Below are 7,103 nucleotides of genomic sequence, written 5' to 3'. Positions count from 1 at the left end.
GAACAAAGTACCTCTGTTCATTGGCTCTGGAACGAATTTCTATTGATGGTGATCGGAGCAAGTTTAGCTATTTTATTCAACCTCTATATGCCTTCAAAAGAAACGCAAATTCAAGAAATGCGTGATGCAGTTGATGAGAAAATCAAAAAAATACTGCTTTACTTTGATCAAACGTTAAAAGAAGGCTTTTCCGGAACGGAGGATTTTCAGTTGATCCAAGAATTAGAAGAGACTTTAGATGAAGCTATCCAAGTTGCTTATACAGAATTGGATAATCAATTAGTAAATCCTCGGTTCTATGAGATTCATTATTTTGAAATGCGAAAAGTACAGGCATTGATATTAAAACAAATGGCGACTAATTTACGGTTTTGCCATTTGCCGACTAAGCAAAATAAAATATTGGCTGGCTTATTCTATTTAACCGCTGAGCAATTACATGAAAGCAACTCAGGCACCGCTTTAATGCAAAATATTCAAGAACTATTAAATTATTTCCGAAACAGTCCATTGCCGCAAACCCGAGAAGAGTTTGAAAATCGAGCTATTTTATTTCAATTACTAAATGATTTCACACGTTTTATTGATGTGAAGCAAAAGTTTTATGAAAAGAACGCAAAAAAATTAGATAGTAAAGCTGATAAATCCAAAAAATAAACAATTTGTAAAAATAGATGAGAAACTAGGCAGCTTTAAATTTTTCTTAAATAACTATACTTTTAGTACTTTTAAATAGAAAGACCAAAATAAGGAGAGATAATCTAATGAAACAAAATAAATATGATGATCCTAAGTTTTTCTCGGAGTATCAGCAAATGGCACGTTCAGTGAAAGGACTTGAAGCTGCAGGTGAGTGGCCAGCATTCAGATCCTTACTCCCAGAACTGCAAAATAAAGCGGTGCTTGATTTAGGGTGTGGATTTGGTTGGCATTGTCGTTTTGCTCGTGAACAACACGCGAGTAAAGTAGTCGGTGTAGATATATCCGAAAAAATGCTTCAAACAGCACGTGAAAAAACAAATGATCCAGCCATTACCTATCTTCAGATGCCAATTGAAGATATTGATTTTCCAATTGCTCAATTTGATGTAGTTATTAGTTCGTTGGCTTTTCATTATATTGAATCTTTTGAACCGATTTGTAAACGGATATACGATTGTCTAAAACCCGGCGGTACTTTTGTTTTTTCAGTTGAACACCCTATCTTTACTGCTTCCGCTGAACAAGAATGGTACCTGGATGAGCAAGGAAATAGATTACATTGGCCAGTAGACCATTATCACACAGAAGGATTGAGGGAAACGACATTCTTAACTGACAGTGTGATGAAATACCATCGAACAGTGTCAACCTATTTAAATGATGTGATTGAAGCGGGCTTTACAATAAAAGCTGTTAAAGAATCAAAGCCTACTGATGAGATGTTGAAGAATGATCCAGCAATGAAAGATGAAGATAGACGGCCGATGTTTTTACTGATATCAGCGATTAAAAAGCACAGTAACCAAGAAGAATAAGTTGACGAAAATAAACCTGTTTTGAGAAACATCAAAACAGGTTTATTTAGGTTATGTATAAAGAATTTTCTGAAATAGAGTTGCATTCATAAGTGCTGCTGCTTGTTGGTTTAATTTTATTCGATTAGCTGTTACTTTATGACTTGTTCAGGAGCTACAAATTCAACTTTGATTCTATCAGGATCTTCAAAAAAAACTGCATAATGTTCTTTGCCGCCTGCAAAGGGGTGTTGATCAGTGTAGAGGATCGGAACGCCTTTTTTTCTTAATTTATCAGTCATTTGATCAACCTCTTGTCTGGAATCTGCCCAAAAAGCCAAATGATTAAGACCAACTTGGCGCCTATGATAAGGAGCAGCAAGAAACTTCTCTTCTGCTTGGACAAAAACAAGATAAGTATCTTCTATTTTCCAACTTTGGCCGCCATCCCAACTTTGAAAAGGAGAGTAGCCTAATTCTTCTAAGAACCAACCCCAAAAATAAGTTGTGTTTTTTAAATTAGAAACATATAATTCAATATGATGGATAGTTCCTTTTTTTAATGCCATTAATTTCCACTCCTTTTTTAAAGTAAGATAGAGTTTAAAAATTTAGTTTGGAGGAATAGAGAATGAAAAAAATTCTTTTGATTTTAGGGCTAGTTGCATTCGTTTCTTTTGGGACTCAAGAAGTACAAGCGGAAGCAGCACAATCAGCTGGGGACCAAGAAAAGATCATCTATGATATAGAACAAGGAGGTACACAGTCGTTTACTGTTGTCACATCTGCAGGAGAAGAAATCGTGATTGAAGTGGAAGAAATCCCATCTATGTTAAGAGCCGTAAAAAATGGAAATTATAAAATTTCCGCTGCTACACCGGGTCAATGGAAAGCAGAGTATCAAATCACGATCAGTGGCAACAAAATCACGAAAGCTTATTCACCCTCTATTGTGGCTTATACAGGAAGTTTTACAAGCGCTAAACTAACTGTAGACAATACAAAACAAGCAACTTATTATTTGAAAAGAAAAGTCTCGTTGATTACAACTTCGATAAACTTACGAGCAAAATTGCTAACAAATAATATTTCGATTAGTTACTAAATTAACCGAGGTATTCGACAGTTGTCGTCCCCCATCCAAAAATATCGCTTAGCACACCGTAGCCAATAAAAAGATTAAAAAGAATACAGCAAACACACGAGAGATAAAGCAATTTATACAGTGTGTTTGTTTTTTTGTTCCTTTTTATAATAATGGGCGCCACAATTAGTCCAAAAGGAGCGATTAAAAAACTAATAAAAGAAAGGATCAGCAATATAAGGCCTTCATCTTTTTCTGAGGTCCCTCGTATAAAATCCAGTTTTCGATAAGAATCTTCAATTTTAAGTTCATTCTCTTCAATTCTTTTTTTAAGATCTTGGTTTTCTTTTAATAATTCATCGATCGATATTTCATAATAATTGCTTAATTTTACTAAATTATCTAAATCAGGGTAACTGTTTCCATTTTCCCACTTAGAAATAGACTGACGAGAAATTTGCAAATGATCCGCAACATCTCCTTGCGTAAACCCTTTATTGATTCTACTTTCCTTTAATCGTTCTGCTAACGCCATCTGATTTCCTCCCTTGTATCTTATCTTTTTCTATCATACCGAAAGCTGATCATTTTTGCTATCAGCTAATAACATTATTTTTCCCTGTTGGATGTTTAGTCATTGGAAATGGCTTTAAATCAACGATGTAAACCATTGGTTGCTAGGATGTAAACCATTGCGTTCTTACTATTTTAAATAATGTGTCGGATAATCAAGGTGAGGAATGAAGAAAACAACAGAGACAAAGTCAGAAACAAGCGTCTGTTTTTTATCGTTGGTTGAAAGTACCAGTAAAAATAAAGACGTTCATTTTGTGGAGGGAAATAGATGAAAAAGAATAAAGGATATGTAGTTTTTCATGTTTTATCAATAATTGTTTTTAGTTTAGCAATTCTTGGTCTGTTTAATCAAAAGATTGGAATCGGCTATGGCTTGTTAGCTTTAGGATATATTCTGCTTAGAACAGCGGACCGAATCGAACGATGAACCCAACTTAAAAGGAGCTCACAGAATATGAGAGAGAAGATGAAAAAAGTAACGGTGGTGGGTATTTTTATCTTAATGAGCCTTTTCGCAGGATTTTTTGTGATTGAAGCATTAAGTTGGTTTTTTAATTAAAAAAGGAATAGGTCAGTAACAAGACTAGCATAAGTGGTTTTTACAGGAAAATGGAAAACGTTTTCTGTAAATGGTATAATACAGTATATAAAGAAGAAAGAGAGGGATACATGATGAAAAAAATAGGTTTTCTTTTTAGTTTATTCTTTTTAGCCCTTATTCTATCCTCTTGCCGTTCCTTTAATCGGGAAGAACCCAATACGGATTCTTCAATCAGCTCCTCAATGTCTAAAGAAAGCAAGATAAGTTCCAGTTCTGAAGGAAATTCAGCAACGAGTTCGAGCCAAGAAGCTGCATCCAGTTCTAGTTCAACAGCTGAAGAACCAGACAGCATAGACTTAGCTACTTATTTTCCGGATACAAACAACCAGCATTATATTTATGCAGGTGAAGGAAATGAATATGCTAGTTATGATGAGTACACTGATTATGCTAAAGACAATCGAAAACAAATTAGAAAAAACAATGGCGGAACAGGAGAGGTAAAGGTCATTGAGTTAGAAAAAGACCAAATCAAGACCCGTCTATCCCGCGGTGAAGCTTATCCACGTGAAAATTGGCTTGACCAAGAGCCAGGAGAAGAGGAAGGAACGGAAATCTTACTCAAAGCGCCTCTAAAAGAAGGTACGACTTGGCCCGTGATGGGCGAACGGACACGGACAATCACCGGTATCAATGTTTCTATCGATACACCAATGGGAACTTATGAGACCGTGGAAGTGACCACTGAAGGAAGCGAAGACAAAGTAGTCGATTATTATGCGCCGGACATTGGGTTGGTGAAAACCGTCTTTACATCAGACGAGTACAGCGTGACCTCCACTTTAAGTAAAATTGAAACAGATGTACCACTGGTTCAAACAGTCCGTTTTTATTATCCTAATGCTGACGGAGAGACGTTGTCTTATGTGGACAAAGAACTAGCTTTTAAAACCAATGATGTGACGAAAAAGAAAATAGAAACAGCGTATAAAGAATTACCTAATGACGCTGTTGGATCCGTCTTATCAGACAATACGACCATTTTGAGCTTGTATTTGAATACGGATGGAAGGGTGTATGTCGACTTTTCTAAAGAATTGATTTCTGAAATGAATGCAGGTTCTGCCTATGAAACGTTGATTTTACAAAGCATCGTCAATACAATAGGCGGGTACTACTATATGAATGAAGTCTATCTCACTGTCGATGGACAGCCTTACAGCACAGGACATATCCAAAAAGAAAAAGGCGAATCGTTTACAGTAGATACCGAAAATAGCAGTGAAGTACAGTAAGGAATAGAAAAAAATACAGCAGGAGGTTGGGGCGAGCCCCTCATTTTCTTGCTGTATTTTTTTGGAAAATACTTGATACAATCATCTCAATAGCTAGAGGTTTTCAGAGTAGAGCTGTCTACTCTTTTTTTTGCTTTGTTTCAATTATCCTTTTACCTTTTTTGAGTACGGCAAGGTATTTAGGTTTCTATTCAAAAAATACATGAGAACAGTGGTTGAAGTTGTACTTTTCGGCTGTGCCCGAAAAGGCCCGACTTGAACGGATAAAAGCTGTTAAAGAACATATGAAGGATTAAATAGCAGCCGTATAGTAGGAAAAACCATTTTGCCTCCTATATCAGGCAGAAAAAATACAGGATAAGTTAGGTAAACACGTTATACGTAACGTATGAGTCAAAAAAATACAATGATAAGGCAGGCAAATCGCTTTTGCGTGCCGTAAGAAGGTTATCTATCTAACGATACGGTAGTTAAGAACATTTTGGGTATTCTTATAACAAAGGTAACGCTATATTTTTTATCTCAGAAAAAAATAAATTTGCTATTGCTTAAATTGTCAGAATATTCTATACTATTAAACATCTAGTTAAATCTTATCTTATTCTAATAAATGTATCATCCGTTTTTAAGATAAAAATAAAGAAAGCAGCAAATGAGGAGGAAAATAAATGAAAAAATTAGTTGTCGGGTTAGCAGCTCTAGCATTATTCACTACGGCGTGCGGGGCTAAAGGAAATGCGGATGATTCAGACACCATTAAAATTGGTGGAAATTTTGAACTAACTGGTCCAGTATCTGCTTATGGATCAGCAGAATCGAATGGAGCAAAGCTGGCCATCAAAGAAATCAATGAAGCTGGCGGCGTTTTGGATAAACAATTAAAGTATGTCGAATTAGACAATAAATCTGATACAACTGAATCAGCTAGTATCGCAACGAAACTGGCTACACAAGAAAAAGTTTCGGTCATCGTTGGACCAGCTACCAGTGGTACAACAAAATCAGCCACTCCATCAGTAACGAGAGCTAAAGTTGCTATGATCACACCTTCTGGGACAGATGATAGTTTAACACTAGATGACCAAGGAAAAGTTCAGCCTTATGTTTTCCGGACAGGTTTCCAAGATTCTTTCCAAGGAGTGGCGTTGGCAGACTTTGCGACGAATCACTTAGACTCTAAGAAAGCTGTGATTATTGGAGACAGCTCCAGCGACTATGCAATTGGATTAACCAAAGCTTTCAAGGACTCTTATAAAGGTGAAATTGTTGCTGATGAAAACTTTACAGCTGATGATACAGATTTTAATGCTATTTTAACTCGGATCAAAGGCAAAGATTTTGATGTCATCTATATGCCTGCTTATTATGAACAAGCTGGTTTAATTATTAAACAAGCGCGTGAAATGGGAATTGAACAGCCGATTTTAGGAGCAGATGGATTTAGTAACCAAGCATTGCTTGATTTAGCCGGCAAAGAAAATGTTTCAGACGTTTATTATTCTGCTCACTTCTCTTTGAACAATGAAGAAAAGAATATTCAAGACTTTATTAAAGCGTATAAAGAAGAGTACAAAACAGAGCCGGATGCATTTTCAGCCTTAGCATATGATTCTGTTTACTTGGCAAAACAAGGAATCGAAGAAGCAGATAGCAACGATCCTGAAGAAGTGGCTAAAGCACTCGAAAAGATCACTGATTTCCAAGGAGTTACCGGTAATTTCTCAATTGATGAAAATCACAATCCAGTTAAATCCGTATTTGTTATTGAATTGCAAAAAGGAGAAGAAGCTGGTGGAACAGAAGTAGCGCCAAAATAATACAAGATCAAAAAAGAGGTGCGGAGCTGATCGTAGCTTTGTGCCTCTTAAAATTTATCAGAAAAGAGGAGCCTTATGGAGAACTTTATTCAACAACTCATTAATGGGCTTTCATTAGGAAGCATTTATGCACTAATTGCTCTAGGGTATACGATGGTTTACGGCATTATTAAATTAATCAACTTTGCCCATGGAGAAATCTATATGGTGGGTGCTTTCATTGGCTACACAACAATTAATGTTTTTCATTTAGGATTGATTCCTTCATTGCTTATTTGTATGTTGCTTTGTGCA

8 protein-coding genes and 1 pseudogene are annotated in these 7,103 nt (G+C 36.0%); 7 read left to right on the top strand and 2 right to left on the bottom strand.

Annotation, left to right across the window (positions count from 1 at the left end):
* On the top strand, positions 1 to 657 hold a 657-nt coding region (locus tag RT405_RS11390; protein WP_396163767.1), incomplete at its 5' end, for an aromatic acid exporter family protein.
* A 107-nt stretch (positions 658 to 764) separates the two neighbouring features.
* Complete coding sequence (locus RT405_RS11385; RefSeq protein ID WP_313469766.1) at positions 765 to 1,517, top strand: class I SAM-dependent methyltransferase; 753 nt, start codon at positions 765 to 767, stop codon at positions 1,515 to 1,517.
* Positions 1,518 to 1,648: 131 nt separating this feature from the next.
* On the opposite strand, the gene RT405_RS11380 is transcribed toward RT405_RS11385, so the two are convergent.
* Positions 1,649 to 2,065 (bottom strand): VOC family protein, encoded by a 417-nt coding sequence (locus RT405_RS11380; RefSeq protein WP_313469764.1) that lies wholly within the window; start codon positions 2,063 to 2,065, stop codon positions 1,649 to 1,651.
* A gap of 62 nt (positions 2,066 to 2,127) precedes the next feature.
* Here RT405_RS11380 and RT405_RS11375 point away from each other — a divergent pair, with 62 nt between their 5' ends.
* Positions 2,128 to 2,601: a DUF5626 family protein gene (locus RT405_RS11375; protein ID WP_313469763.1), complete on the top strand. Its 474-nt coding sequence runs from the start codon at positions 2,128 to 2,130 to the stop codon at positions 2,599 to 2,601.
* Position 2,602: 1 nt separating this feature from the next.
* On the opposite strand, the gene RT405_RS11370 is transcribed toward RT405_RS11375, so the two are convergent.
* The gene (locus tag RT405_RS11370; RefSeq protein ID WP_313469761.1) at positions 2,603 to 3,115 is read right to left on the bottom strand and encodes a helix-turn-helix domain-containing protein; all 513 of its coding nucleotides are present in this window, start codon (positions 3,113 to 3,115) and stop codon (positions 2,603 to 2,605) included.
* A 309-nt stretch (positions 3,116 to 3,424) separates the two neighbouring features.
* Between RT405_RS11370 and RT405_RS11365 the strand changes: the two genes are divergently transcribed.
* The 4 genes and pseudogenes from RT405_RS11365 to RT405_RS11350 form a co-directional block, all read left to right on the top strand.
* Positions 3,425 to 3,583: a hypothetical protein gene (locus RT405_RS11365; RefSeq protein WP_313469760.1), complete on the top strand. Its 159-nt coding sequence runs from the start codon at positions 3,425 to 3,427 to the stop codon at positions 3,581 to 3,583.
* 245 nt (positions 3,584 to 3,828) lie between these two features.
* Complete coding sequence (locus RT405_RS11360; protein WP_313469759.1) at positions 3,829 to 4,992, top strand: GerMN domain-containing protein; 1,164 nt, start codon at positions 3,829 to 3,831, stop codon at positions 4,990 to 4,992.
* Positions 4,993 to 5,660: 668 nt separating this feature from the next.
* Positions 5,661 to 6,809, top strand: a complete 1,149-nt coding sequence (locus tag RT405_RS11355; RefSeq protein WP_313469758.1) for an ABC transporter substrate-binding protein — start codon at positions 5,661 to 5,663, stop codon at positions 6,807 to 6,809.
* Positions 6,810 to 6,884: 75 nt separating this feature from the next.
* Positions 6,885 to 7,103, top strand: a pseudogene (locus tag RT405_RS11350) (branched-chain amino acid ABC transporter permease); the annotation flags it as partial.

Source organism: Carnobacterium sp., assembly GCF_032094055.1.
Lineage (GTDB): Bacteria > Bacillota > Bacilli > Lactobacillales > Carnobacteriaceae > Carnobacterium_A.
This window is presented reverse-complemented; position numbering and strand designations above follow the sequence as displayed.

Coding starts and splice junctions, on each gene's coding strand:
- RT405_RS11355 (WP_313469758.1), top strand. CDS start 5,661: ATGAAAAAATTAGTTGTCGGGTTAGCAGCTCTAGCATTATTCACTACG.
- RT405_RS11380 (WP_313469764.1), bottom strand. CDS start 2,065: ATGGCATTAAAAAAAGGAACTATCCATCATATTGAATTATATGTTTCT.
- RT405_RS11375 (WP_313469763.1), top strand. CDS start 2,128: ATGAAAAAAATTCTTTTGATTTTAGGGCTAGTTGCATTCGTTTCTTTT.
- RT405_RS11385 (WP_313469766.1), top strand. CDS start 765: ATGAAACAAAATAAATATGATGATCCTAAGTTTTTCTCGGAGTATCAG.
- RT405_RS11360 (WP_313469759.1), top strand. CDS start 3,829: ATGAAAAAAATAGGTTTTCTTTTTAGTTTATTCTTTTTAGCCCTTATT.
- RT405_RS11365 (WP_313469760.1), top strand. CDS start 3,425: ATGAAAAAGAATAAAGGATATGTAGTTTTTCATGTTTTATCAATAATT.
- RT405_RS11370 (WP_313469761.1), bottom strand. CDS start 3,115: ATGGCGTTAGCAGAACGATTAAAGGAAAGTAGAATCAATAAAGGGTTT.